This is a genomic window from Embleya scabrispora (genome assembly GCF_002024165.1).
In the GTDB taxonomy this organism is placed as follows: Bacteria; Actinomycetota; Actinomycetes; order Streptomycetales; family Streptomycetaceae; genus Embleya; species Embleya scabrispora_A.
Window position 1 is genome coordinate 2,750,219 of the sequence record NZ_MWQN01000001.1, and the last position, 22,596, is coordinate 2,772,814.

General features: G+C 69.6%; 20 protein-coding genes and 1 pseudogene. 7 read left to right on the plus strand and 14 right to left on the minus strand.

Features of this window, described 5'->3' with window-relative positions:
• The first annotated feature begins 102 nt into the window (after positions 1–102).
• The gene (locus B4N89_RS12085) at positions 103–732 is read left to right on the plus strand and encodes a hypothetical protein (protein ID WP_143657932.1); all 630 of its coding nucleotides are present in this window, start codon (positions 103–105) and stop codon (positions 730–732) included.
• Positions 733–1,073: 341 nt separating this feature from the next.
• Here B4N89_RS12085 and B4N89_RS12090 read toward each other — a convergent pair whose 3' ends face one another.
• A complete protein-coding gene (locus B4N89_RS12090) occupies positions 1,074–1,388 on the minus strand; it encodes a hypothetical protein (RefSeq protein ID WP_161500701.1) in 315 nt (104 codons plus the stop codon).
• Between the two features lie 53 nt (positions 1,389–1,441).
• The gene (locus B4N89_RS12095) at positions 1,442–1,834 is read right to left on the minus strand and encodes a hypothetical protein (RefSeq protein ID WP_078975865.1); all 393 of its coding nucleotides are present in this window, start codon (positions 1,832–1,834) and stop codon (positions 1,442–1,444) included.
• Between the two features lie 749 nt (positions 1,835–2,583).
• On the opposite strand from B4N89_RS12095, the gene B4N89_RS48950 reads away from it, so the two are divergent.
• The 5 genes and pseudogenes from B4N89_RS48950 (at position 2,584) to B4N89_RS12110 (ending at position 7,237) form a co-directional block, all read left to right on the plus strand.
• Entirely contained in the window at positions 2,584–3,213 is a 630-nt protein-coding gene (locus B4N89_RS48950; protein ID WP_143657933.1) for a hypothetical protein, read from the plus strand.
• Positions 3,173–3,742, plus strand: coding sequence for a hypothetical protein (locus B4N89_RS12100; RefSeq protein WP_143657934.1), 570 nt, complete (start codon positions 3,173–3,175; stop codon positions 3,740–3,742). The genes B4N89_RS48950 and B4N89_RS12100 overlap by 41 nt, the downstream gene beginning before the upstream one ends.
• Before the next feature lie 1,454 nt (positions 3,743–5,196).
• Positions 5,197–5,892, plus strand: a pseudogene (locus B4N89_RS51335) (DUF5753 domain-containing protein); the annotation flags it as partial.
• A 41-nt stretch (positions 5,893–5,933) separates the two neighbouring features.
• On the plus strand, positions 5,934–6,116 hold the full coding sequence (locus B4N89_RS12105) for a DUF397 domain-containing protein (RefSeq protein WP_078975867.1): 183 nt from the start codon (positions 5,934–5,936) through the stop codon (positions 6,114–6,116).
• Between the two features lie 407 nt (positions 6,117–6,523).
• Entirely contained in the window at positions 6,524–7,237 is a 714-nt protein-coding gene (locus B4N89_RS12110; RefSeq protein ID WP_078975868.1) for a DUF4232 domain-containing protein, read from the plus strand.
• 18 nt (positions 7,238–7,255) lie between these two features.
• Here B4N89_RS12110 and B4N89_RS12115 read toward each other — a convergent pair whose 3' ends face one another.
• Positions 7,256–8,587 (minus strand): hypothetical protein, encoded by a 1,332-nt coding sequence (locus tag B4N89_RS12115; protein WP_143657935.1) that lies wholly within the window; start codon positions 8,585–8,587, stop codon positions 7,256–7,258.
• 64 nt (positions 8,588–8,651) lie between these two features.
• On the minus strand, positions 8,652–9,629 hold the full coding sequence (locus tag B4N89_RS12120) for an ATP-grasp domain-containing protein (RefSeq protein WP_143657936.1): 978 nt from the start codon (positions 9,627–9,629) through the stop codon (positions 8,652–8,654).
• Positions 9,630–10,011: 382 nt separating this feature from the next.
• Between B4N89_RS12120 and B4N89_RS12125 the strand changes: the two genes are divergently transcribed.
• Positions 10,012–10,272 (plus strand): hypothetical protein, encoded by a 261-nt coding sequence (locus tag B4N89_RS12125; RefSeq protein ID WP_161500702.1) that lies wholly within the window; start codon positions 10,012–10,014, stop codon positions 10,270–10,272.
• On the opposite strand, the gene B4N89_RS12130 is transcribed toward B4N89_RS12125, so the two are convergent.
• The 10 genes from B4N89_RS12130 to metG form a co-directional block, all read right to left on the minus strand.
• The gene (locus tag B4N89_RS12130) at positions 10,220–10,648 is read right to left on the minus strand and encodes a pyridoxamine 5'-phosphate oxidase family protein (protein WP_078975872.1); all 429 of its coding nucleotides are present in this window, start codon (positions 10,646–10,648) and stop codon (positions 10,220–10,222) included. The genes B4N89_RS12125 and B4N89_RS12130 overlap by 53 nt on opposite strands.
• Positions 10,649–10,750: 102 nt before the next feature.
• Entirely contained in the window at positions 10,751–12,154 is a 1,404-nt protein-coding gene (locus tag B4N89_RS12135) for a polysaccharide biosynthesis protein (RefSeq protein ID WP_235618581.1), read from the minus strand.
• Between the two features lie 598 nt (positions 12,155–12,752).
• Entirely contained in the window at positions 12,753–14,204 is a 1,452-nt protein-coding gene (locus tag B4N89_RS12140; protein WP_078975874.1) for a WXG100 family type VII secretion target, read from the minus strand.
• 47 nt (positions 14,205–14,251) lie between these two features.
• A complete protein-coding gene (locus B4N89_RS12145; RefSeq protein ID WP_143657937.1) occupies positions 14,252–14,677 on the minus strand; it encodes a hypothetical protein in 426 nt (141 codons plus the stop codon).
• 253 nt (positions 14,678–14,930) lie between these two features.
• Positions 14,931–16,715 carry an ABC-F family ATP-binding cassette domain-containing protein gene (locus tag B4N89_RS12150; RefSeq protein ID WP_101897066.1) on the minus strand — a complete coding sequence of 595 codons (1,785 nt, stop codon included), beginning with the start codon at positions 16,713–16,715 and terminating at the stop codon, positions 14,931–14,933.
• Positions 16,716–16,767: 52 nt separating this feature from the next.
• Positions 16,768–17,709, minus strand: coding sequence for a 4-(cytidine 5'-diphospho)-2-C-methyl-D-erythritol kinase (locus tag B4N89_RS12155; RefSeq protein ID WP_078975877.1), 942 nt, complete (start codon positions 17,707–17,709; stop codon positions 16,768–16,770).
• A gap of 102 nt (positions 17,710–17,811) precedes the next feature.
• On the minus strand, positions 17,812–18,723 hold the full coding sequence (gene rsmA, locus B4N89_RS12160) for a 16S rRNA (adenine(1518)-N(6)/adenine(1519)-N(6))-dimethyltransferase RsmA (RefSeq protein ID WP_078975878.1): 912 nt from the start codon (positions 18,721–18,723) through the stop codon (positions 17,812–17,814).
• Positions 18,720–19,880, minus strand: coding sequence for a resuscitation-promoting factor (locus B4N89_RS12165; RefSeq protein WP_235618582.1), 1,161 nt, complete (start codon positions 19,878–19,880; stop codon positions 18,720–18,722). The genes rsmA and B4N89_RS12165 overlap by 4 nt, the downstream gene beginning before the upstream one ends.
• Positions 19,881–20,058: 178 nt before the next feature.
• The gene (locus tag B4N89_RS12170) at positions 20,059–20,955 is read right to left on the minus strand and encodes a TatD family hydrolase (protein ID WP_078975880.1); all 897 of its coding nucleotides are present in this window, start codon (positions 20,953–20,955) and stop codon (positions 20,059–20,061) included.
• Positions 20,956–22,575 (minus strand): methionine--tRNA ligase, encoded by a 1,620-nt coding sequence (gene metG, locus B4N89_RS12175; RefSeq protein WP_078975881.1) that lies wholly within the window; start codon positions 22,573–22,575, stop codon positions 20,956–20,958. It abuts the gene before it with no gap.
• Positions 22,576–22,596: the final 21 nt, after the last annotated feature.

Consider the following 22,596-nt stretch of genomic DNA (forward strand, 5'->3'; position numbering starts at 1 on the left):
CCAGGGTTTCGGGGTGGTCGACGACGATGGTGGGGTGGGGCTGTGCGGTGGGAGTTCGCGGTCCGGGGGACTGCGGAGGTGTACGCGTTTTCGGGTGGGATCGTGGACGAGATGGTGCGGGCGTTCGCGGTTTCGGAGGAGGAGGCGTTTCTCCGAGTGGATCGGCACATGCGGCCCTACCGTTGGGATTTCACGGAGGAGGGCGACCGCCGGTTCCTGTTCGAGTACTCCGAGGAACACTGGGCCGGCGAGATCTACCTGGAGTCGGATCCGTGGCTGCAACGGTCGGCTGACGATCACAGCCGGTCGCGGCCTCGGCCGATGCCCGAGGCCGGGGATCCGGAGTTCGGGGGCTTGGCGCTGGGGGACGATCTCGCGCCTGTCGAGATGTTCGTGACGTGGGACGGCGAGCTCGACGACTTCGCGTCCATCGTGGCCGGATCGCGGCAGAGCACGGGTGGGCGTGCCGCGCGGATCGAGAACGAGCGTGTGGTGATCTCCATCATCGATGAGTTGCACGACACCGAGTCCGACCGGGGATATGTGTCGATGACGTGCCGGCCGAAGCACGGCACATCCTGGGCGGACCTGTCCGAGGATTTGCGGGCGATCGTCTACCGGCTGCACGCTGCGGGATTGCAGTACTCGCGGGTGACCGTGGCCGATGCCGGCGGACCACTCAGGATTCTCCGACGGGATCGACGCACGTTCCATATGTTGCGGAGGGCGTGAGGTCGGGTTCGGCCGTCGGGTCGCCGAACTCGATGCTCATCCGAGTCGCGCCTGCCTCCTGTAGGCGCCAGGCCATACGGCGTACGTCCCGCAGGGCCTCCTGCCACGAAACTCCTGCACGGGGCGTGCAGATCAGCGCCCACATCGGAATCGCCTCGGGGTCGTCGGGGGCCGGCTCCGGCAGGCGGGCGATCCGGACGTCGACGGCGGCGAGTTCGATCGCGTCGGCTTCGGATGAGGGGGCGCCGCCGGATCGTGTGCAATGGGCCGTGCCCGCAAGAGGGTTGCCGTGAGGACGTCCGCCTCCACCACCCACGCGACCAGGCACACCAGCGCCGTCCTCAGTCGCCGATCACCTCGCGGACCAGTTGCGGATCGACGGGCTCGGCTGCCGCCTCGGGAGCGAACTCGGCTCGCTCGATCACCTCCGCGAGCCGATCGCGGTCCTCCCACCCGTCGGCGATTGCCGAGGCCCACTGATTGGCGCTTGCGCGGCGAAGGAAGCGGGCGGCGTGTTCCCGCGGCATTCCGGCCACGGCGTCGAGCAGCGTCGACACCACCCAGCGGAACGCGTCACCGGCATACCAGTGGTGGCTGTCGGCCAGCTCTCGAACCACCTCCGTAAGCGCCTCGCACACTTCGTCGTCGCCGGTCACCGTGGGCCCTTGTCCAACCGGAACCCGCCCACGCGGCAAGAGGCCCGCGTCGATCAGCGAGGCCGCGACGTGCATCGCCATCGGTCCTCTACGGCGAAGCAGAACTCGGTGTGCGACTCGCGTCCGGCCGGGGGCTCGTATGGAGCGGGCACCACGTACACCCGGACGGCGTCGCGGTCGGGGACGAAGCCGATCTTCGCCAACCAACTACGGGTGCCGGGCTCGCCAAGCCACCTCGGATTCAGATGCGAGACGTCGACTCCCGGCTGGGTGTCGTCGAGCCCTGCGGCGACAAGCACCATGATGTACGGCTCGGATTGGGCGATGCGCTCGACGATCTCCTCTTCCGGGAGATCGGTCCACTCCATGAGCGTTTCGAGTGCCTCGGATTCGGGGTTTCGCGCGACGAAGGCGGCAAACATGACCACGTCGCCTGCGGTACGCATATTGCGCCCCCGCGACGGAACCGCACGAAACCGACCGGGATCCGCATCCACCGCCATCGTCGGCCCGTGCGACACATCAGTCCCTATGAGTTCGCCAGACATGCTGCGACAGTATCCGGCGCGTAAATCACCAGGTCCCGGAGGCGAATCGCTCACGGTGGCGGTGGCGCCGGCGGTGGGCGGGGGCCTCTTGACATCGGCGCTTCGGTTGCGGGGTGCCGGTGCGGCGTTGATCCGGCCCGAGAGGCGGGCGGCACCCGGCGTTTCAGGGCTGCGAGACTCGAAGTCCGCGACGATACGGACGTATTGCTCGGCGAGAACCGGCCGGCAACGGAGCAGCGCACAAGGGGTTCGGTCGGGTTCCCGAAGAGCCTTCCCGAGCAGGTCGCGCGGGGAGTTTTCGAACCGGCGGCTCCATTCACATGGAAACAACCCGAACAAGTGACCGAGGGGGCTAGGGTTTGACGACCATCATCTCCGAGGAGGTAGGAAGTGTTTAGAGAACTAATCGTCCCATCGGATGATGATTTCCTTACCCACCTGGGCGTTACTCTGGAATCCTTGGAGCCCCACGGCACTCGGCAATTGATGTGGGAGCCATCGTCCGGCGCCAGTATCGCATTCTCCTTCTATATCCCGGGGCGCTCGGTTCGTCTGATCTGGCGTGAACAGGGGAGAGTCGTCGCCGATGTGTTTCGGGAGGGAGCCACGCAGATCTCACTGAAATCCGACAAACAGGAAGCCCATATGTGGATTCAATTTTTCATGGATTCACTAAACGGGGAACTGAAGGTTTGGCTCTACCCGAAGATTCGACTACAGGATCGGATATTACTGACCTGAAGAAAACTTTCGCGTCACAGGTCATTCCGTCGACGTTTTTCGATCGAGATCTTTTAATCAGAGAGGTTTCCGGGATGAGCGCGATCGTTGAGTTGTGGAAAAGACAGTCTCTTCCAATTTATGACGGCCTTTACTATGCAAATGGTCGATCATACGATCTGGCTCAAGACCCGTCTTCGCCGAGTGGAGTCACGATGGGGCAGGCTTTCGACCTCGATTCCCTACTCCGGACTGCACCGGATCGGGTCACGAGCATCGATGTGACCAGAGTGGAGCAGATCAGCGAAGCGGAAGGCTATCTGTGCTGCGGCGAAGGTTCTTATGGTTCAGAAGGATTCTTCGCCAAAACCGACAGCGCCAAGCAACTGCTGTGGGTTGTGTATCTGGAAAACTCCAACCCCTTTCACGAAATCGAGATTCGGGAAGGCATGGCAATTTTCCGATCCACCTCCGGTACATGTATCACTGCCCCAATATATCTCTTAGGTTCGGGGCATGTTGGTCCCCGCCTCGATCCGAACCATCCACATGCCTGAAAACCCGGGGATGATCACAATGGATCCCTCGAATGCTCACATATCTGCCCTGGAACCACATGGCAGTCGTGGCTATGGGGACACGCCGCTGGGGAGCAAGAGAGATCGGTTGATCGGGGCCTTCGTGGATCTTGTTGCAGGCCACGATGATTTGACCTATGCGATCGAAGTCGGACGGCAGAGCAGGCGGTGGGATGCTCTCGACACCTACGCCGCTCGGATGGCGTCGATCGCCGTTCGGGAACGTGACTCCGACATGCTTCGGCGAGGGCTGGTCGCGGCACTGATCGCCATGAAATCGACCGACGATGAACGTGAGGCCCTCCCGACCCTGAGTCTCCTCTACCGGGCGTGGGAAATTCTGGACGATCGGGGCTTGTGTTTTCGGGCGCCGCGCGATCTGCAAGTCCGAGAAGAGGATGATCCTTTCGTCGCCTTCGCTCGGCGCTCCCCCGATGACCGGGGAATCCGAGCAATGGGCTACCGCGAAGGGAGCGACTCCGAAGGGTTTCGATTCCTTGATCAATGACTCGGCGGAGATGAGCGTCCGGGGTCGTGGGCGCCATTTGTTCCGCTCCGCGGCCGACCCCAACGCCCTCTCGTCGCGCCGCCGACCGGCAGTGGTTGTTTGTTGTCCTCCGGGCTGATCTGGCCTGTCCTGGCCTTCCCGCGTAGCCGGCCGTTTCCGGCGCGTGGTGCCGTTGCGTCTCGGGTTGCGGGGGGCCGGTGCGGGGTTGGTCCGAGTCGGTGATGGGCCGCCGCCGGCGTTCGGGGCTCCGAGGCTCCGGGCTCCCGACGGGACGAGCGTCTTGCTCGGCGAAAACCGGCTGGCGACGGTGGGCGGAGAGGCGGTCGGGTCGAGTTCGCCGGCCGGCCTTTCCGAGTGGGTCGGCTGTTTCCGGCTCGCGTTGCTCTGTGAGTCTCGCGGGTGCCTGATGCGGGGCCGGTCCGAGTCGATGGTGGGCCGCCGCCGGCGTTCGGGGCTCCAAGACTCCGGGCTCCCGACGAAGCAGGTGTGTTGCTCGGCGAAAACCGGCTGGCAGCGGCGGGGTGGGAGGTGGTGGGGTCGAGTTCGCCGGGGGGCTTTCCGAGTGGGCTGGGGCGTTTGGGGAGGGGTTGGGATTCGGGACCGGATCTCGGCGGTGGTTGTGGGCTTCGAACTTGGGTGACCTGTGGTTTTGGGTGGGCGGGGTGGGGAGTTGGGCGTCGAGGGCCGGTTTCGAGTGCTTCGGGCACTGCGGCCGCTCGGAGGCCGTGGAGGGGACCGCAAGTGCCCAGTGGGGGCGGAAACCGGATCTCGAGGCGCCTCAAACGCGCCGATTTTGGGCTGACCTGCGGTTTTCTCTCACACCGAGGCCACGGCAGCCCACGCCGTCCGGTTTCGTGAACTCTCGCCCCTCACGCACGCTGACCGCACTTCAAAATGCCCTGCCCGGCCCACTCGGGAAGGCTCTCCGGCGGGCCCGACCGCACCGCCCTCCCTGCCCGCCGCTGCCGGCCGGTTTTCGCCGGGCAAGACGCCCGTCTCGTCGGGAGTTTGGAGTCTTGGAGCCCCGAACGCCGGCGGCGGCCCATCACCGACTCGGATCAGCCTCGCACCGGCCACCCGCAACCCAAGACGCTGCGCCCGCCGGAAAAGCGGTCGAGGTGCCCGGGTGGGGACTTCGGGGGGACGTGGTGGGGACGGGGAGGGGCGGATTGGGGTTTTGGCGTGATCGTGGGCATATCGGCGGTAGCGTGGCCGGTATTGGTCCATGCAGCCCTCGGGGGTGGCACGTCATGACGGCGAAACCCGGCAATCCGGCGCTTGTTCGCGCCCGATACGCGCATGGGTGGATTGCGCAGCGGCATCTCTCGGCCGCCTTTCGGGAGTGTGCGGCGGGGTTGGGGCTGCGGTTGGACGTGAGTGCGCGGCAGGTTCGACGCTGGGAGTCGGCGAATCCGCCTTGGCCGACGCCCGATTACGTACGGGTGCTGGAGAGTATGTTCGGCGTGCCGCTGGATCGGCTGGGGTTCGTCCGCCCGGCGCACCTGGTCGATGTGGATCCGGACGGCTACGACGAAGGTCGGGCCTTTCATGAACTCCGAGGTGGCGAACAACCTGGCTGGTGGCGCTCCGAGTCCGACGAGATCGCGGCGAACGCCCACTATGCGCGACTGGTGGAGGCAGAGCAGTCCGCGGTGGCAGTGCGGTCGTATCTACCCACCCTGCTGCCTGGGCTGTTGCAAACCTTCGAATACGCCTTCGCCGTGATCAGGGCCAGTTCGCCGACCCTGACACAGGACGACGTGTTGCGCCGTACGAAGCGCCGCGTGGAACGACTCGGGTACGTCGGCAAGTGCTCGCCTGTGGGACGCTCCTTGTGGTTCATCGTCCACGATTCGGCGCTGCGCAATCCGGTCGGTGGATGGCATGCGCTCGCCGATCAACTCGGCCACATACTGGTCGTCCTTTCGCAGCGACCCGATGTAAGTCTCCAGGTGCTTCCCGATGATGTGGGCGCACATCCGGGGCTCAACTCCGGGCCATTCACCTGGTATGACTTCGGGCGCGAACGTGTCGTCTATTTGGAAGATCTCACCGGCCGCTCTTGGACGTCACGTCCAACCTGTCTAGCGACCTACTCCCTGGCCTACGATCACCTGCAAGCGGCTGCCCTGACGGTGGACGAGTCCATCGAACTCATCGCGAAGAGGGCCCGGGAAGCGGAGATGAAGGCGTGGACCACAGGGACAGGCCGGCTCGGTGGAGGGTCAGCAGCCACAGCGGACACGAAGACTGCGTCGCCGTCGCCCACTTCGGACACATCGGAGTCCGAGATTCCAAGGTCGCCGACGGACCGATAGTCACCCTGTCCCCGGCCGCGTGGCGTGCGCTCCTCTACGGAGTCCGTCCGCGCTGATTGGGGACCTCTCGCCGCGAGCCGCGTATCCGCCGGAAGCAACTCGGCCCATGGCCGACTGAGTTAGCCATGCGCAACCGCCAAACCCCCGCATCCACACGGTTACACGGGCGGACCCGAACTCGCCCGGTATCCCGCGGGACCGTAGGGCCTGTGTAACACCCGCCATCGAGGTCCGCCGTGACGGCCCCCACCAGGGCAAACGTGGTGTTGGAGCGGCGCCGAACAGGGTGTGTCGGCTCTTTATGGTTCTCCTACGTGACCATGTCACCGGTCTGTGACAGCGCCGTCGTGGGTCGACGACTCCCGTATCGCCCCGGTGTTCGAGCTCGCCATAGTGATCGAGCAAGCACCGCGGGGCCTCGCCGGCTCCGGGCTTCGATCAACGGACACCAAGGGGACGTTCAATGTTCGGGAACCGCAGCAGGGCCCTCCTCCTCTCCGCCGCCGTCGTCGGCGGCGCGATGACGATGACGGCATGCCAGGGCACCGACTCGGGCAACGCCGCGCAGGGCAACCCGCCCGCCGCCGCACCGGCCGGCCAGACCGTCACCCAACCGCCCGCACCCGGCGCATCGAACACCGGCGGCAACACCTCCACCGGCTCCGGCTCCACCGTCAAGGACTCCGCCTCGGGGAAGACCGTCACCCCGAACAAGGCCACCGGCACCACCTCCGGCGGCGCCGGCAACTCCGGCAGCGGCCCCGCCAAGTGCCGCACCGACGACCTCAGTTTCCTCGCCGACGACGCCACCATCGACGGCGACGACGACCGCACCGTCGCCGTCACCCTCAACAACCTCGCCGGCGACTGCACCATGACCGGCTTCGCCGGCGTCGACCTCAAGACCACCGCCGGAACCATCTCCGCCGAACGCACCGACGAACCCGTCGTCCCCATCATCCTCAAGCGCGACACGTCCATCTCCTTCGGCATCCACTACCCGGCCAACGACTCCGGCGGCTCCGGCATCCGCATCACCGGCCTGCTCGTCACCCCGCCCGGAGAGACCAAGTCCGCCGACATCCCCTGGCCCGGCGCCACCACCCTCCCCGTCACCGACGGCACCGGCACCCCCGTCACCGTCGGCCCCATGGGCAGCGCCGGCCAAGGCGGCTGACACCCACCCGGCCCACCGTCACAGGTAGACCGGATGCAGCCGGCCCGAGCGCGCCACGTTGAGGCGTGCGTCGTGGCCGGTGCGGGCGAAGGCGGAGACCAGGCGGCCTTCGACGGCGCCGAGGGCGAGATCGTGACGTCGGCCCGACCCGTTCGGGGTGGCGGGTGCGCGCGGGGCGGGCACGTACTCCTGGACCAGCCAGCCGGATTCGAAGGCGTGCTCCACGGCGCGGGCCCAGGCGGCGTCCGGGGATTCCCGGCCGATGACGACCCCGCGGCCTCGCGTGTCGAGCGGGTGCTTGAGGACGTAGCGTTCCCGGTCGCGGGCCACGGCGCGCAGGACGGCGCCGTCGCACAGCGCGAGATTGCGCGACCAGGGGATGGCCGGCCGGACGCGGCGGTGATCGGCCGCGTCGAACAGGCCGGCGAACCGCGGGTCCGACAACACGGCCAGGCAGAGCTTGTTGTCCCCGAGGAATCGGCCGCGCAGGCCGTTCTGTACGAAGAGACTCCCCTTCCGCACCGCCCGCAGGTACGGCAGCGCGTCGGCGCCCATCCGCAGCAGGTCCCGGGTCGAGATCTTGGCGTAGGCGTGCGCGATCGGCTCGCCGTCGACGACGGCGGCGCCGCCGGGGTCGATACGCAGATCGCGCGGATCGGCGTGCACCACCCGGATCCCGATCGCGGTCAGACCGGCCTCGTAGTCGTTGATCTCGTTGCGATTGGCCCCACGCGGACACAGCAGGGCGACCGAGCGTGGTCGGACCCCGGTGTGCCGCAGCGCCAGATCGGCCGGCCAACTGCCGGTCCAGGTGGGCACGTCGGCGGGCAACGGCGGGGGCAGCGCGAGCCCGTGTCGGGTCAGCAACACCCGCCACGCGGCCCGGCCCCGGCCCGCCGCGGTGAGCCCGGCGGGACAGTTCGCGTTGGTCTCCAGTACCCGCAGCCCTCCGTCGGGGTGGGGCAGCAGGTCCAGCCGCATCAGATGTACGCGGTGATCGCGCGCCGCGTCGACCTCCTCGCGCAGCGGTTCCGGCACGGTGAGCACACGGCGCAGTCGCGGATCGTGGTCGTACGCGCGCAGGATCGTCTCGATCAGCCGGTGGTACGCGGCGAGGAAGGCGTCCAGTTCCGGGCGCAGTCCCGGCCGCAGGCACAGCGGCGGTCCCAAAGGGTGCGGCCGTTGGGCAACCCCGTCCCGCAGGACCAGGGAACGGGTCAGTTCCCGGCCCTGCGGCGTATGTGCCAGCCGAGCCGCGTATCGTGCGAACGATTCGTCGAGACCCGGCCAGACATGGGATCCGGGCCCCGCCGGCGAACGGCGCAGGGAATGACGCGTTGTCGCGGGCACGATGCCGGTCCTCCTGACCTTCGTGGCCGACCGGCCCGGACCGGCGGCCGGCCCACGCCGCCGATCACGTGCACAGCAGACCGCACAACAGATCCGCGTAGGCGTGCGTGATCCCGCGCGGCGAGCGGTCGTGCTCGGTTCCTTCGAGCGATCGCCATCGCGAGATGCTGGGATTCACCTCGATGATCACGGGACCGTCGGGGCCTTCCAGCAGATCCACCGACGCGATGTCGAGCCCGAGCGTCGCGGTCGCGCGCAGCACGAGTTTCTCGACCCGGGGCGGGAGTTCGGCCGCGGCCCAGCCGTGCGGGTAGAGCGGGTGATGGGTGTTGCCGTCGGGCGCGGTGTTCACGTGGAAGTAGCACGCCGCGACCCGCGACCCGATGACCACCACCCGTAGATCGCGCCCGGGGTTGGGAACGAAGCGCTGCACGCACAGCGCCCGGTGGCGTTCCAACAGGTGCCACACCAGGATCCCCGGGCGGGTACCGAGTCCCCCGGCGTGCGGACTGTCGGACCCCGCGGCCCGCAGGCGCAGGACGTCGACCGACGCGTGCCCGTACGGCGGCTTGACCACGACATCCCGCCATGCGCCGAGACAGGCGTCCACGTCCTGGGGGGTACGCGCCACCCGCGTGGCCGGTACCGGCAGTCCCGCCGAGGCCAGGGCCGCGATCTGGCGCACCTTGTTGTCGTAGGCGCCGAGGCTGCCCACGGGGTTGACCAGGCGCGTGCCGGCATCGGCCAGGAGCCCGAGCCAGGCGAGTTCGTCGGCCAGATGCCCCAAAGGGTGGCGGGTGAGCACCCGTGAGCACACCACCGCGAGCCGGGGCACCTGCAAGCGCCCGTCCTCGCGCAGTACGCCCGCCGGGACACAACTCGGGGTCAGGCCGGCCCAGTCGACCGCCTCGACCCGCAGCCCCCGTTCCGTCAGTTCGGCGCTCAGCGCCGCCGTCTCCCAGGGCGTATCGGTGCGGTCGGTCCCGTCGGGCCGATCGAGGATCCACACATCCGCCGCCACCGCGTCGGTACCGTCTGTCACCACGGGCCTCCCGGTTCGACTGTATCCACTCACCGAACCCGGCAAACCGGACAACAACGAACCGCGCCGCCGCACCCCGGCCGCACCGCGCCGACCCGCAGGCCACGTGGGGCCCGCGCAGGGCGCCGCACAGCACTCGCGCAGCACTCACACACTGCGCGCACAGGGCCCACACGAGGACCGCTCAGCGCATCCGCCCGCCGACCCGCAGGGCCTCTCCCGCCGTAACAGGCGGCGGTTTCCGGCCACTTCTGGTTTGCTGGGATCAAACGTTTTCAGTCACAAGCCGGAAAGGGCTTGGTTCTGCGTGGAGTTGTTCGCGATTGTCTTCGTCTCCGTGGCCGGTGGGGGCGTTCTCGTCCGCGCGCGCACGGTCGTCCGGATGTACGAACTCGCCGCATGGCGACGCTGGTTGCCGCTGAGCCTCGCGCTGCTCGGAATCGCCGTGAGCCTGCTGCGGGCCGAGGACGTGGTGCCGGTCGCCGCGTTGATCGCCCTGCCGTGCTACGTGGCCTCGGTGTTGTTCACCCAGGCGGGGATCCAACACGCCGTGGACGAGGAGGCGGCCCGACACCGTCGCCACGACGTCGTCATGATCCCGGCCCCGGACCCAGACCGAACACCCGCCAGCGCTTGGGGGTGACCACGCCCAGGCTGGTGCCCTCGCGGGACAGCGGGCGCTGCTGTTGCGCCAGTCCCGCCTCGCCCAGGATGTGACGCATCGCGAATTCCCAGCGCTCCTGCGCCCATTCGTCCTCGCGCATGGCGACCTCGCCCCACACGATGACGTGCGCGATGTCGCCATCGCGCGCCATCGACAGACACACCCGCGGATCGTGTTCCAGGTTCGCCTTCTTGGTGCGACCGGTGAGGCTGAGGTAGAGGTACTCGTCGTCGTACGCCAGCATCACCGGGGTCACGTGCGGCTCCCCCGTCGGGGTCACCGTGCCCACGTGCACCCAGTGCTCCGGGTCGCCGAGCATCGCGTCCAGAGCGGTCTTCAGTTCGGGGTCGATCACGGAGGATCCGCCTTTCGCAGCACAGGGGCCTCACCGCCACCGTACTGCGCCTCCCACCCCACCGGTCACGGGATCACCGTCCCCACGGTGTTCGGAATCCGTCTAGAAGTCGTCGGGATATGGCGCGGACACCACCTCGACCGCGCTCGGCGCCGGTGTCGTGTACCCGGGCAGCAGTTCGGACAGCAGCGCCCGCACCGCCTTCGTGTCGTTGACCGCCGCCGCCTCGTACAACTCCGGCAGCCGGACCACCGCGTCCAGGGCCTGGCCCGGCGGCACGGTCGCCTGGATCCGCCGGTGCTCGGTCGGCAGTCGTTCCTCGCCGGCGGCGAACAGCGCCTCGTTGAGCTTCTCGCCGGGCCGCAGGCCGGTGAACCGGATCGGCACGTCGGGCAGGTTCACCTGTTCGGCGAACTTGTGCACCAGGTCCACGATCCGTACCGGCTCGCCCATGTCGAGGACGAAGATCTCTCCGCCCTGGGCCATCCGACCCGCCTCCAGGACCAGCCCGACCGCCTCCTCGATGGTCATGAAGAACCGGGTGACGTCGGGGTGCGTGACGGTGACCGGACCGCCGGCGCGCAACTGCTCGGCCAGTACGGACAGCAGCGAGCCGCGGCTGCCCAGCACATTGCCGAACCGCACGCCCGCGAACACCCCGGGCGCCTGCGTATTCGCCTGCACGATCAGTTCGGCCAGCCGCTTGGTGGCGCCGAGCACCGAGACCGGATCCGCCGCCTTGTCGGTGGAGATCAGCACGAAGCGCTCGACCCCGATGTCCAGCGCCGCCCGGACCAGGTTCTCCGTACCCAGCACATTGGACTTCACCGCCTCGCACGGATGCCGTTCGAGCAGCGGCAGGTGCTTGTGCGCGGCGGCGTGGAAGACCACCTCCGGCTTGAGCTCGTGGAACAGCTGCTCGATGCGCGGCCGATCCCGGATGTCGGCGATCACCAACGACTCGTCGTCGAGCAACGCCTCGCCCCACACGTCGAGTTGCAGCCGGTGAAGGTTGGACTCGTCGTGGTCGAGCATGTACATCCGGCTCGGTCCGAAGCCGTACACCTGCCGGCACAGCTCGCTGCCGATCGAGCCGCCGGCACCGGTGATCAGCACCCGGCGCCCCGCGATCACCTCGCGCACCGACGCCGAGACCACGTGCAGTTCCTGCCGACCGATCAGCCGGTTCACGTCGAGCATGCGCATGTCGCTGCCGACCACGTCGCGCCGCAACGCGACCAGGAAGGACGGCAGATACCGCACGGCGGCGCCGAGTGCCGCCGCGCCGGCGGCGATTTTGCGGAACTCCTCGTGCGGAAGGCCCGGGATGGCCAGGACGACCACCTCGATGCCGTGCTCCAATGCCACGTCGGTCAGGGCGTCGAGACCGCCCAGGACCGGAAGCAGATGTTGTGGATTGTCCGCGTCGGCGACCCGGACCCCGTCCTTGTCGGGATCGTCGTCGAGAAATCCGATCGGACGCAACCCGAAATCGGGTGTCCGCAACAGATCCCTCGCCAACGCGCTGCCCGCCGACCCGGCCCCCACGACCAGGGTTCGCAGACCCGCTCCAGATACGTCCGTCGCTGCCGAACTCCGACCCATCAAGCCCCCCTCGGTCAGGGGCAGCGTGATCGGCCTCGGATCGTGCACCGACCACACGCGGCACCGACACGCCGGTGCAGCCAGGCGTCCCGCCTCGTCGCACCACGCCCACCCCGGCGGTCGTACGCAACTGCCCCTATTGCCCCCACAACCCCGACGGCCCCACCGATCACGGCGTCACTTGCGGCCCAGGCGCATCGGGTGGACCAACAGCCGCGCAGGCAACCACCGGCACTCGGGATTCAGCGTAAGGCCCGCCTCGGGCCGCCGTCGCGGTTTTGCCCAAACGCCCGAGAGTTTGGTGTTTGCCGTTTGCGCGAGGGAACTCCACCCGCCTCCGCCACGTCCCCATCTGTTCCCCGAGCACGAGGGCCGAGCCCCACCCGCTCCGTTCCCCGAGCGCGAAGACCGAGCCCCACCCGCCCCGTTCGCCGAGCACGAAAATCGGCCCCGCCCGCGTCACACGCGGATGGGGCCGATCCCGAGTCCTACCCGACGATCAATCGACCACCGGCGGAGCCGCGGTGCGGTCGCCCACCCACGTCTCCTCCTCCTCGCGCAGGTAGTCGGCGCGCTGCCGCCGGTTGCGCTGATCGCGCTCCCCGCCGCCCGCGCCCATCCCGCCGCCGCCGCGCATCCCGCCGCGACCGGCGCCGGCCTGACCGCCCACCCCCGCGCCGGCCCGGCCGGCCAGACCGGTGCCGCCGGAGGAGAACTGGCCCGCCGCGCTCGCGGTACGCGGGGTGCCGCCCATCACGCCACCGCTCTGCCCGGTGAACCGGCGCCCACCCGCGCCCCCGGGCTTGCCGCCGGACGGGTGCTCGCCGCCACCGCCGCCGCCCGGACCGCGCCCGAAGGGCCGTCCGCCGGTGACCGGCTCGGTCGACGACCGGACGTTGGGGTTGCGCCCGTTGCCGGGAAGCGGGTTCGAGGTCAACTGGGCCTTGCCACCCCCGGACTTGCCGCCCGGCGGGATGCCGCCCTTGCCGCCGCCCAACGCCGGCGGGAAGCCGCCGGGCAGACCACCGGGCGGATTCTGGAAGGGACCGCTGCCACCGGGACCGGGCAGACCGGGACCCGTGGGGCCGGGCGGCCCGTCCAACACCGGCGTGGGCCCGCTCTGGAACGGACCGGTGCCCTGGAGGTCGGTACCGGCCGGCGGCACGTAGCCACCGGGACCCCCGGACCCCGAGCCGCCCGGACCCGAGGCGTCGACGCCGGAGTGCACCACGCCGCCGTCCCCGTTGGGCCCGTGCCCGGGGATCAGCGTCCCGCCGTCACGACCCGTCGTGGCCCGCACCGTCGAGTTGTTGCCGACCCGCCGAGGGTCGCCGGTCGTGCCGCCGCCCCCCTTGTGCGTCACGTGCGGCAACGCGGGCAGCGGCGGGAATTCCACCGCCGGTGCCTTGGTCAGCGTCTCGGTGGTCACCGTGTAGGTGCTGCCCAGGCTCTCCATCCGCCGGATGGCCTCCTGGCGCGCCTTCTCCAACTCGGTCTGCGCCGAGGCGACCAGAGCCTTCTTGTCGGGGCTGTCGCCGGGTTGGCACATCAGCTTCTTGTCACCGTTGCTGTCCACGATGACCTTGGCGTTCGCCGGCACCTCCGGCATGGTCAGCAGCGCGAAGCTCAACTCGCTGCCCGCGTGGTCCATCGCGGTGCCGACCGTGCCCGAGTGCTCGGCGAACTTGCGCGTCGCGACCATGACCTTGCCGGCCCAGTCGCGGAAGCTGTCGGCCGACTTGCCCTTCCACTCCAGTCGGCTGATCCGCGTCTCCAACGCCGTCGTCAGCGTCTCCAACGTCTCCTTGGCATCGAGCAACGCCTTTCCCGACGCCGTCAGTTCGGCGGGTCGCGCGCCGTCGATCATCTTCTTCAGCGCTTCGTGCGAAAACTCGTCGAACTTGGTGGGACCGTCTCCCCACCCACCGCCACCGCCCGCATCCGCAACCATCTCGTCACCCCGTCCCCGTAGTTCCCGTCACGTCGAATCGGCCCCGCTCAGGGGGACTTCGCCGGCGGCGCGGGAGCCGGCGCGTTGTTCGCGTAGTCCTGTTGCAGAGCCTTGTACTTGGCGGTGAACTCCGCCTCGTTGCCCTCGTACGTGCCCTGCACGTACTGGACGGTCATCTGCATCGCCTCGATCTGGCGCTTGAGCTGCGTCGACAGGTCGATCAGCTCGGAGCGCACGTCGACGTAGGCCGACCACAGCCGGATCGCCTCGCCGAAGTTGCCCGAGGCGTCCAGCTCGACGCGGTTGTCCACCAGCTTGTGCGGTGCCGCGGTGGATGCGTCCAGGTCGTCCAGCGCGCGCTGCACGTCCTTTTGGAACTGCACCATCGATTCCAGTCCGACGGACAGCGCCTGCATGTCCGACGACGAGACCCCGACGGGTCCGCCGTCACCGGTGTCCGCTATGAGGACCATCTGCCACACTCCCCCGTGCGTGGAGCCGATACCTCACCCCGTCACCACGCAGCTAGTTACCAACGCACCGCGCGTGCCCCATCCGAGGCGGCGCATCGCGGCACACCCGTATCAGTGTCCTCAGACTACCCAGCCGATATGACCGATGGGTACGGGGTAACCCTCGCTTCGGACGGTGACCGGGTATCGATTCGGTGAACCACGAACGGGCGGAATACCCGACATATCCCGTCGCCGGGTCTCCCGATGCGAACTATTCGGCCTCTTCGGCCAGTTCCAGCCAGCGCATCTCCAACTCGTCCCGCTCGTCCCGGATCGCGCGCAGTTCGGCGTCGAGCGCGGAGACCTTGTCGAAGTCGGTGGCATGCTCGGCCAGGCCGTCGTGCACCTTCTTCTCCCGGTCGGCCAGCTTGGACAACTGCCGCTCGACCCGCTGGAGTTCCTTCTTCGCCGCCCGGGTGTCCCCGCCGCTGCGGCGGACCGGCGCGGCGGCCGTGGCGCCCGCCTCGACGACGGCGTGCCGGCGCTGGAGGTATTCCTCGATGCCGCCCGGCAACATCCGCAACGTGCGGTCGCCGAGCAGCGCGAGCACGGTGTCGGTGGTGCGCTCGACGAAGTAGCGGTCGTGGCTGACGATCACCAGCGAACCCGGCCAGCCGTCGAGCAGGTCCTCGAGCTGGGTCAGCGTCTCGATGTCGAGGTCGTTGGTCGGTTCGTCCATGAACAGCACGTTGGGCTCGTCCATCAGCAGCCGCAGCAGCTGCAACCGGCGCCGCTCACCGCCGGACAGGTCGGAGACGGGCGTCCACTGCTTCTCGCCGGTGAAGCCGAACTGCTCGCACAGCTGACCGGCGGTCAGCTCCTTGCCCTTGCCGATCTCGACCCGCTCGCGCACCTGCGAGACCGCCTCCAACACGCGCAGCGTGCCCGGCAGTTCGACGACCTCCTGGGAGAGGTAGGCGAGCTTGACGGTGCGCCCGACCACGATCTTGCCCGCGGCGGGTTGGCGGTCCTCGTAGGCCGCGTCCTTGAGCGCGCGAAGCAGCGAGGTCTTGCCGGCGCCGTTGACCCCGACCAGGCCGATCCGGTCGCCCGGTCCCAGGTTCCAGGTCAGGTGCTCCAGGAGGATCTTGGGGCCCGTCTCGATCCGTACGTCGAGCAGTTCGAACACGGTCTTGCCCAGGCGCGCGTTGGCGAAGCCGCGCAGCGCCAGGGTGTCGCGCGGCGGCGGCTCGTCGGCGATCAGCTCGTTCGCCGCCTCGATCCGGAACTTGGGCTTGGAGGTGCGCGCGGGGGCGCCGCGGCGCAGCCAGGCCAGCTCCTTGCGGACCAGGTTCTGCCGCTTGGTCTCCTCGGTGCTCGCGATCCGCGCGCGCTCGGCCCGGGCCAGGACGTACGCCGAGTAGCCGCCCTCGTAGTCGTGCACCTTGCCGCCCTGCACGTCCCATGTGCGGGTGCAGACCTCGTCCAGGAACCAGCGGTCGTGGGTGACCACGACGAGCGCGGAGCGCCGGGTCTTGAGGTGTCCGGCCAGCCAGGCGATGCCCTCGACGTCGAGGTGGTTGGTCGGCTCGTCGAGGATGATCAGGTCGTGCTCTTCGATCAGCAGCTTGGCCAGCGCGATCCGGCGCCGCTCGCCGCCGGACAGCGGGCCGATCACCGAGTCGATGCCGCTCTCGAAGCCGGGCATGGACAACCCGCCGAACAGCCCGGTCAGCACGTCGCGGATGCGCGCGTCGCCCGCCCACTCGTGCTCGGGCCGGTCGCCGACGATCTCGCGCCGTACGGTGGCCGTCGGGTCGAGGTCGTCCTGCTGGCTGAGGATGCCCAGGCTGAGCCCGCCCACGTGGGTGACCCGGCCCGAATCGACCGGTTCCCGCTGGGCCATCACCCGGATCAGCGTGGTCTTGCCGTCACCGTTGCGACCCACGACCCCGATCCGGTCGCCCTCGGCCACGCCGAGGGACACTTCGTCGAGCAGGGTGCGCATGACGTACGCCTTGCCGACTGACTCAAGATTGACCAGGTTCGCCATCAGACCGAACCGCCATACCGCAACGCTCGCATTCGACCAAGCCTAACGGTCTCCACTACACCGTGTTCTCGCGCTCCACCGGAACGACCCGGCGCGGCAGTACCCGGGCCCCGGGCACCGCGCCGAACGCGACCCGCGCGGCCCGGCAGGTGCCCGATCCGGTCAGCCGCTCGGCCACCAGGTGGGCCGTCTCCCGGTCCGGCGCCAGGAACGCGCAGGTGGGTCCGGAGCCGGAGACCAGCGAGCCGACGGCGCCCGCGGCCATCCCCGCCGCGAGCGTCGCGGCCAGCGCGGGCCGCAGCGACAACGCGGCCGGTTGCAGGTCGTTGACCAGGTTGGCGCCCAGCGCGTGCGCGTCGCCCGCCCGCAGCGCGGCGATCAGCTCGGCACGCGGCTCCGGCGGCCCGACCGGCTCGCCGGCCGACGCGCGCAGGCGGTCGCACTCGCCGTAGACGGCGGGCGTGGACAACCCGCCGTCGGCGAGCGCGAAGACCCAGTGGAAGCGCGCCGTGGTCGGCACCGACGCCAGCCGCTCGCCCCGTCCGGTACCGATCGCGGTCCCGCCCAGGTCGGAGAACGGTACGTCGCTGCCCAACTCCGCGCCGAGCCGGCGCAGCATCGGGCGCGGGGTGTCGCCGCGCCACAGCGTGTCGCACGCGAGCAGCGTGGCCGCGGCGTCCGCGCTGCCGCCGGCCATGCCACCCGCGACCGGGATGCCCTTGCGGATGTGGATGCCCACGTTCGGCTCGCGGCCGAGCCGGTCGGCGAGCAGGATCGCCGCGCGCGCGGCCAGGTTGTTGTGGTCCAGCGGGACGTCGCCGACGCCCTCGCCCTCACAGGTCACCGCGAGCCGATCCGCGGGCGTGACGGTGACCTCGTCGTACAGCGACACGGCGTGGAAGACGCTGACCAGCTCGTGGAAGCCGTCGGGCCGCACGCCGCCGACCGCGAGCTGCAGATTGACCTTCGCGGGAACGCTGACGGTGACGGAAGACACGGCTAGTGGAACTCCTTCGTGGCCCTGTCGGGCCTCTTCGGACGCGGGCCGTGCGAACTCCCCGGCACCGTCGCCGATGGTATCGACGGCGGCACCCGGCACTCAGTCGCGGGGCTCGTTCGGGGCGACTTCGGGGCGGCTGTCGAGCCCGCTGTCGGGCCGGTGCTCGGCGATCCGGGCGAACTCCGCCACCCCCAGCGCCTCGCCGCGCGTACGAGGGTCGATCCCGGCCGCGCGCAGCGCCTCCTCGGCCCCGGCCGCCGAGCCGGCCCAGCCCGCCAGCGCGGCCCGAAGCGTCTTGCGCCGCTGCGCGAAGGCCGCGTCCACCACCGCGAACACCTCCGCGCGGGTCGCGGTGGTCGGCGGCGGCTCGCGGCGGACGAACGACACCAGGCCGGAGTCGACGTTGGGCGCGGGCCAGAACACGTTGCGCCCGATCGCGCCCGCGCGCTTGACGTCCGCGTACCAGGCGGCCTTGACCGACGGCACCCCGTACACCTTGCCGCCGGGCGTCGCCGCGAGCCGGTCGGCCACCTCGGACTGCACCATCACCAGGAGTCGATCGAGCGAGGGGAAGGTCTGGAGCATGTGCAGCAGCACCGGCACCGAGACGTTGTAGGGCAGGTTCGCCACCAGCGCGGTGGGCGCCGGGCCGGGCAGTTCGTCGACCGTCATGGCGTCGGCGTGCACGAGCGCGAAATCGGCCGCCCGCTCCGGCATCCGGGCCGCGATCGTGGTCGGCAGGTGCCGGGCCAGGACCGGGTCGATCTCGATCGCGACCACCCGCGCGGCGCTCTCCAGCAGGGCCAGGGTCAACGAGCCGAGGCCGGGGCCGATCTCGACGACCACGTCGTCGGGCCGCACCCCGGCGGTGCGCACGATGCGGCGCACCGTGTTGGCGTCGATCACGAAGTTCTGGCCGAGCTGCTTGGTCGGACGCACACCCAGGGCCTCGGCGAGCGCACGGATGTCCGCGGCACCGAGGAGTCCCGGTCCCGCGGGAAGATCACTCACGAGAAGAGCCTACTGCCGCACAGCGGCCACGGACTCGCCCCGCGCTGGACATACATGAGCTTTGCCCGGTATGTCTGCTCGGACGCCGGCGCCTGACTGGCCACCCCGCTGCCGCCCATCGACTGCCACGTCTGCGCGTCGAACTGGTAGAGGCCGTGATAGGTCCCCGACGCGTCCACCACGTTCGCCCGGCCGCCCGACTCGCACTGCGCGAGCGCGCCCCAGTTGAGCTGGTCGGCCCCCGCCACCGAGTCCGGCTTCTCCTTGGTGCCGACCTTGACGATCTGGGTGACCGGCTCCTTGATCACCTTCTCCGAGATCTTGCGCGGCTCCTGCTTGACGCCGTTGATCGTCTCGTAGGAGAAGGTGATCTGCCGCAGCCCGGTCACACCCTTGGTGGCGACCTCCTCGGTGCCCTTGAACTGGGTCGGGTCGTCCTGCTTGGTGGTCTTGAACGGGATCTTCTCGTCCTTGGTCACGGTGGTGCCGGTGACCCGCAGGATCGAGATGGTCTGCCCCTGCTGCGGGTACGCGTCGGTCGGCACGTCCATCCGGTCCTGCGGCCCTATCGCGATGCCCGCCTGGTCCAGGGCGGCCTGCACGGTGGCCGCGTTGGTCCGCAGCGGGATGGTTTTTCCGTCCACCAGGAAGGTGATCGCGCGTTCGGTGCGCACGTCCAGGTCGAGCCCCTGCCGGCCGATCGGCAGATCGCGCGAGACGGACAGGTAGGCGCCGTCGGCCCGCACCCCGACCTGCTCCAGCGCCTCGGACACCGACTTCGCGGTCACCCAGACCTGCTGCGGCCGGCCGTCGACGGTCAGGGTCAGCAGGCGGCCGTAGCGCACCGCGATCCGGTCGCCGTCCTCGATGCCCGCCTTGCGGCCGGGCGCGACGATGTCGTGCTCGCCGACCTTGACGTCCTGGCGGTCGAGCAGCCCGGAGACGTCGGAGGCGAATGTGTGCACGGTGCGCTCCTCACCGTCCACGACGAGCTTGACCGTCTTGTCGTAGGCGACGAAGGCGGTGGTGCCGCCGACCAGGACGGCGACCACCAGGGCCTGCGGGACGAGCGAGCGCAGGGACGGGCCGGGGCGGCTGCCGCCCCTCCCCGCCCGGGCGGAGGTACGCCTGCGGGCGGAGCCGGCGGAACGACTCAAGGGTGCTCCTGAAGGGGTTTCCGGGGTCGGGTCCGGGGGGTGTGGTTCCGGTGCGGGCCGAGGTTCCGCCCGACGAGCACCGGACTGTACACCGGCCCGGCACGCGCGCCGGCCGCCGCCCGGTCGTCCGGGTGACGAACGGCCTACCGGCGCCGGCCCGCGGCGGGCCGGCGGGCAACTACGCGGGCGCGAACGCGCGTTCGGCGTTGGCCGCGAGCGCGGCGGCCAGTTCGTCCTCGGCCAGGCCCTTGACCTCGGCCATCGCCCGTACGGTGATCGGTACGAGGTAGGGCGCGTTGGGGCGACCCCGGTAGGGCACCGGGGTCAGAAACGGCGCGTCGGTCTCGACCAGGATCAGCTCGATCGGGGCCACCGTCAGCGCGTCGCGCAGCGGCTGCGCGCTGGGGTAGGTCACATTGCCCGCGAAGGACATCACGTAGCCGTGCTCGGCGCAGGTCTTCGCCAGTTCGGCGTTCCCCGAGAAGCAGTGGAAGACCACCCGTTCCGGGGCGCCCTCCTCGGCCAGGATCCGCAATACGTCGGCGTGCGCCTCGCGGTCGTGGATCACCAGCGGCTTGCGGTGCCGCTTGGCGATCTCGATGTGCCGGCGGAACGACTCCTGCTGGGTGGCCACGCCCTCGTCGCCGGTGCGGAAGTAGTCGAGGCCGGTCTCGCCGACCCCGCGCACGTGCGGCAGCGCGGCGAGCCGGTCGATCTCGGCGATCGCCGCGTCCAGGGCGGCCGCCCCGCCGGGCGGGCGCCGCTGTCCGGACCACCCGTCGGGATCGCCGAGCACGATCCGCGGCGCCTCGTTCGGGTGCAGCGCCACGGTGGCGTGCACCCGCTCGTGCGCGGCGGCGGTCTGCGCCGCCCAGACCGAGGACGGCACGTCGATGCCGACCTGGACGAGGGTGTCCACCCCGACCGCGGCGGCGGCCGACAACGCGTCGGCCGGCGTCGTGTCCTGGAGGTCCAGATGTGTGTGCGCGTCCCAGACCGGCACCCGCAGCGGATCCGGCGCGGGCGGCGGGGTGGTGTCCCGAGGCCCGCCGTCCCGCCGCTTGCGCTTGCTCACCTACGCGTCCGCCTTCTTCTCTTCCAGCCTCGGGAACAACACCGCGCCCTTGGTGACCACGGCCCCTTCGGGCAACTGCCCCCAGCGGCCCGCGTCCTGCACGTGCTGCGCGTCGAGCGCGCCCAGGTGGGCCTCGGCGCCGAGCGAGTCCCACAACTTGTGCGCGGTCTCCGGCATCACCGGGTTGAGCAGCACGGCGAGCGCGCGCAGCGACTCGGCCGAGGTGTACAGGATCGTGGCCAGCCGGGCCCGGCCCTCGGGGCTCTCGTCCTTGGCCACCTTCCACGGCTCCTGCTCCGTGATGTAGCCGTTGACCAGCTTCACGTAGCCGAACACCGCGTCCAGGCCGGCCTGGAAGTCGAGGGCGCGGACCCGGTCGTCGGCGAGCGAGACGGTCTCGATCAGCGCGCTGTGCAGCACGCCCTCGGCGTCCCCGTCGGCGGTGGAGGCGGGCAGCGCGCCGTCGAAGTACTTGCCGACCATGGCCGCCACGCGCGAGGCCAGGTTGCCGAAGTCGTTGGCCAACTCGGAGGTGTACCGCGCGGAGAAGTCCTCCCACGAGAACGACCCGTCCTGGCCGAACTGGATCGCGCGCAGGAAGTAGTAGCGGTAGGCGTCGACCCCGAAGTGGTCGGTGAGCTGCCGCGGCGAGATGCCGGTCAGGTTCGACTTGCTCATCTTCTCGCCGCCGACCATCAGCCAGCCGTTCGCGAACACCCGCCCGGGCACCGGCAGACCGTTGGCCATCAGCATCGCGGGCCAGATCACCGCGTGGAAGCGCAGGATGTCCTTGCCGACCAGGTGTACGTCGGCCGGGAAGGTCTGCTCGAACTTCGCCTGGTCCGCGCCGTAGCCGACGGCGGTGGCGTAGTTGAGCAGCGCGTCGATCCACACGTAGATGACGTGCTTGGGGTCCCACGGCACCGGGATGCCCCAGTCGAACGTGGACCGCGAGATGGACAGGTCCTGCAGGCCCTGCCGGACGAACTGCAGCACCTCGTTGCGGGCCGAGGCCGGCTGGATGAAGTCCGGGTTGGCCTCGTAGAACTCGAGCAGCCGGGGACCGTACTCGGAGAGCTTGAAGAAGTAGTTCTCCTCCTTGAGCATCTCCACCGGGCGCTTGTGGATCGGGCACAACTTCTGCCCGTCCTCGCCGTCGAGCAGATCACCCGGCGCCTTGTACTCCTCGCACGCGACGCAGTACGGGCCCTCGTAGCCGCCCTTGTAGATCTCGTCCTTGTCGAACAGGTCCTGGACGAACTCCTGGACCCGGGCGGTGTGTCGCAGCTCGGTGGTGCGGATGAAGTCGTCGTTGGCGATCTCCAGGTGCTCCCACAGCGGCTTCCACGCCTCCGTGACCAGCTTGTCGCACCACTCCTGCGGAGTGACCCCGTTCGCCTCGGCCGTGCGCATGATCTTTTGACCGTGCTCGTCCGTGCCGGTGAGGAACCACACCTTCTCGCCGCGCTGACGGTGCCAGCGGGTGAGCACGTCGCCTGCGACGGTCGTATAGGCGTGGCCCAGGTGCGGGGCGTCATTCACGTAGTAAATGGGCGTTGTGACATAGAACGCCTTCGTGCGCTCGCCCGCAGTGTGTTCAGTGGTTCCAGTGGCCGCCATACCCGGAATCCTACGGCCGGC

Bases quoted from the DNA above. Each gene is read 5' to 3' on its own strand.
- B4N89_RS12095 (WP_078975865.1), bottom strand. From the start codon at position 1,834: ATGCGTACCGCAGGCGACGTGGTCATGTTTGCCGCCTTCGTCGCGCGA.
- B4N89_RS12140 (WP_078975874.1), bottom strand. From the start codon at position 14,204: ATGGTTGCGGATGCGGGCGGTGGCGGTGGGTGGGGAGACGGTCCCACC.
- B4N89_RS12100 (WP_143657934.1), top strand. From the start codon at position 3,173: ATGTTGGTCCCCGCCTCGATCCGAACCATCCACATGCCTGAAAACCCG.
- B4N89_RS12110 (WP_078975868.1), top strand. From the start codon at position 6,524: ATGTTCGGGAACCGCAGCAGGGCCCTCCTCCTCTCCGCCGCCGTCGTC.
- metG (WP_078975881.1), bottom strand. From the start codon at position 22,575: ATGGCGGCCACTGGAACCACTGAACACACTGCGGGCGAGCGCACGAAG.
- B4N89_RS12145 (WP_143657937.1), bottom strand. From the start codon at position 14,677: ATGGTCCTCATAGCGGACACCGGTGACGGCGGACCCGTCGGGGTCTCG.
- B4N89_RS12125 (WP_161500702.1), top strand. From the start codon at position 10,012: ATGTACGAACTCGCCGCATGGCGACGCTGGTTGCCGCTGAGCCTCGCG.